The organism is Ideonella azotifigens (assembly GCF_006519715.1).
GTDB classification, from domain to species: Bacteria; Pseudomonadota; Gammaproteobacteria; order Burkholderiales; family Burkholderiaceae_C; genus Ideonella; species Ideonella azotifigens.
Genome location: NZ_VIDT01000684.1, coordinates 1 through 2,831 on the forward strand (window position 1 = coordinate 1; position 2,831 = coordinate 2,831).

Annotated in this window: 3 protein-coding genes; all 3 read left to right on the top strand. The window is 67.5% G+C overall.

Annotated features, from left to right (window positions below):
- Window positions 1-118: 118 nt before the first annotated feature.
- From FKP22_RS26225 to FKP22_RS26235, 3 genes are read left to right on the top strand one after another with little or no spacing between them, the layout of a single operon-like run.
- Window positions 119-1,807 (top strand): DUF2341 domain-containing protein, encoded by a 1,689-nt coding sequence (locus FKP22_RS26225; protein WP_141290815.1) that lies wholly within the window; start codon window positions 119-121, stop codon window positions 1,805-1,807.
- A 14-nt stretch (window positions 1,808-1,821) separates the two neighbouring features.
- Window positions 1,822-2,232 (top strand): ExbD/TolR family protein, encoded by a 411-nt coding sequence (locus tag FKP22_RS26230; protein WP_141290817.1) that lies wholly within the window; start codon window positions 1,822-1,824, stop codon window positions 2,230-2,232.
- A 19-nt stretch (window positions 2,233-2,251) separates the two neighbouring features.
- Window positions 2,252-2,653, top strand: a complete 402-nt coding sequence (locus FKP22_RS26235; protein WP_141290819.1) for an ExbD/TolR family protein — start codon at window positions 2,252-2,254, stop codon at window positions 2,651-2,653.
- The last annotated feature ends 178 nt before the right edge of the window (window positions 2,654-2,831 follow it).

The window sequence follows — 2,831 nt, forward strand, 5'->3', positions numbered from 1 at the left end:
CGGCGACGACGAAGAGGAGCGGCGCCGCAAGCGCCGTGCGCGCCGCCAGTTGCTGCTCGAGTTCCTTGGCTTTGGCCAGGGCTGATTCCATTCCGATCCGAAGAAAAGAAACCCACCCATGATTCGCCAACTGCTGACTGCCCTGGCCCTGTCCACGGTCCTCGCCACGCCGGCCCACGCCTGGTGGAACGACGCCTGGACCACCCGCACCCGCGTCGAGCTGGACACGACGGCCAAGGGCCTGGCGCTGCCCAATGCGCAGGCCGATGTGCTGGTGCCGGTGCGCCTGCACTCGGGCAACTTCGACTTCGCGCTGGCGCTGCCGGACGGCGCGGACCTGCGCGTCGTCGGCGCCGACGACAAGACGCCACTGCCGTTCGAGATCGAGCGTTTCGACGCGATCAACGAACTGGCTGTGTTGTGGGTGCGCATGCCCAGCGTGGCGCAGGGCAGCGACAAGAACCTGCTGCACGTCTACGCCGGCAACGACAAGGCCACGGCCGAAGCCAAGCCTGGCCTGTTCGCGGCCGACCATGCCGCGGTGCTGCACTTCAGCGAGCCGGCCGACGGCCCTGCGCATGACGCCACCAGCAGCGCGGTCAGCACAACCGTGATGCAACGCGAGCCCAACGGCCTGCTCGGCGGTGCGGTGCGCCTGGCCGGCACGCCGCTGAGCTTCGGCCCCAATGCGCGGCTGGTGCTGTCACCCGAAGGCGGGCTGACGATTGCGCTGTGGCTCAAGCCCGACGCGCCGACCGAATCCTCGACGCTGCTGGCGCTGGGCCCCGTCAAGCTGATGCGCGTGCTGGACCAGCTCGAAGCCCGCATCGGCGACGAGCGCCTGGGCGGCGCGGCGCTGCCCGGCTCGGCCTGGTCGCACGTGGTGCTCACGGTGGGGCAGGGCAAGGCCCAGCTCTACATCAACGGCAAGCCGGTGGGCCAGGCCGATGCCTTGCTGCCCGCAGCAGCCACGCCAGCCATGGTGCTGGGCGAGGGCTACAAGGGCCTGGTGGACGAACTGCAGATCCTGCCGGCCGCACGCGACGCCGGCTGGGTCAGACTGGCCGCCGCGGCGCAAGGCATGGACGGCAGCTTCATCAAGAGCCAGAAGGAAAGCGCCGACGGCGGTGGCGAGTCCGGCGGTGGCGGCTACTTCGGCATCCTGTTGAAGAACCTAACCGGTGACGCCTGGGCGGTGATTGGCGTGCTGATCGTGATGTTCTTCATCGCCGCTGCGGTGATGGTCACCAAGGCCATGCTGGTCCAGCGCGTGGGCCGCGACAACGAGCGTTTCCTGGAACGCTTCCGTGCCGACTTCACCGGCCAGGGCCTGAAGACTGCGGGCGAGTTCGTGCACTCCACGCTGTACCGGCTCTATGCCACCGGCGAGGCCGAGATCGCCAAGCGCCGCGAGCGTGGCATGCAGACGCTGACCGGCGCCTCGCTGAACTCGATCAAGGCGACGATGGACGCGGTGCAGGTGCGCGAGAACCACGTGCTGAACGCCCGCATGGTGCTGCTGACGATTGCCATCTCCGGCGGCCCGTTCCTTGGCCTGCTCGGCACCGTGGTCGGCGTGATGATCACCTTCGCCGCCATTGCCGCGGCCGGCGACGTCAACGTCAACGCGATTGCCCCCGGCATTGCCGCCGCGCTGCTGGCCACCGTTGCCGGCCTGGGCGTCGCGATCCCCGCGCTGTTTGGCTACAACTGGCTGGCCTCGCGCATCAAGACCATCTCGGCCGACATGCAAATTTTTGTCGACGAGTTCGTGACCCGCGCAGCCGAGCTGCATGGTCCGCAATAAGCGACTAACAGGCCATGTCAGCTGACGTGAAGAGCGGCAATGAGCCGTACGACGACATCAACATCACGCCGATGCTGGACCTGGCCTATGTGCTGCTGGTCACCTTCATCATCCTGACGACCGCCTCTGTGCAAGGCGTGAAGGTCAACTCGCCGCGCACGCTGGCGGCCAACCAGCTGGCCAAGCCGCAGACGCGCGCGGTGACCATCACCAAGGAAGGCGCGGTCTACCTGGACGCGTACCCGGTCACGCTGGAGGAACTGTCTCAGCGCCTCTCGGCGATGAAGGCGGCCAACCCCTCCTTGCCGGTGGTGCTCAAGGCCGATGCGCGCACCCAGTACCAGAAGGTGACCGAGGTGCTGGAAGTGGCCAAGAAGCTGGACATCACCGAGCTTGGCCTGGTGACGCAGCGCGAAGCGCAGTGAACAAACGGGAGCGCACGCCATGCAAGTCCAGAACGACACCAAGCCCTACGACACGATCAACGTCACGCCGATGCTGGACCTGGCCTATGTGCTGCTGGTGGTCTTCATCCTGATGACGACCGCCTCGGTGCAAGGCCTGTCCATCACGCTGCCCAAGCCGTCGAACACGCCCAGCAGCGAGCACCACGAACTGCTGGTGGTGCAGATCACGGCCGAGGGCGCGCTGCTGCTCAATGGCGCGGCGCTCACGGCGCAGGAGATCGAGCAACGCCTCGCCGCAGCCAAGGCCGCGGACCCGAAGATCACCGTGGCCATCAAGGGCGACGGCCAGGCCAGCTACGAGCCGGTGGTCAAAGTGATTGACCTGTGCAACCGGCTGGCGGTGGACATGGCGCTGGTCACGTCGCGGATCGGCACATGAGCGGGACCTGACATGCACCACACCACCGCCCTGATCGCCCGCCGCCAGCGCCTGGGCCTGAGCAGCCAGCAGGAAACCGGCCGCGTCTCGCAGCCGCTGCTGCGCCGGCTCGCACTGGGCTTGCTGCTGTGCGCCGGCACCGCGCTGGTGATCTGGACCCTGGTCCATTTCGCCAGCG

Excerpts from the sequence above, each read along its gene's own strand:
- FKP22_RS26225 (WP_141290815.1), top strand. The coding sequence starts at position 119 with ATGATTCGCCAACTGCTGACTGCCCTGGCCCTGTCCACGGTCCTCGCC.
- FKP22_RS26230 (WP_141290817.1), top strand. The coding sequence starts at position 1,822 with ATGTCAGCTGACGTGAAGAGCGGCAATGAGCCGTACGACGACATCAAC.
- FKP22_RS26235 (WP_141290819.1), top strand. The coding sequence starts at position 2,252 with ATGCAAGTCCAGAACGACACCAAGCCCTACGACACGATCAACGTCACG.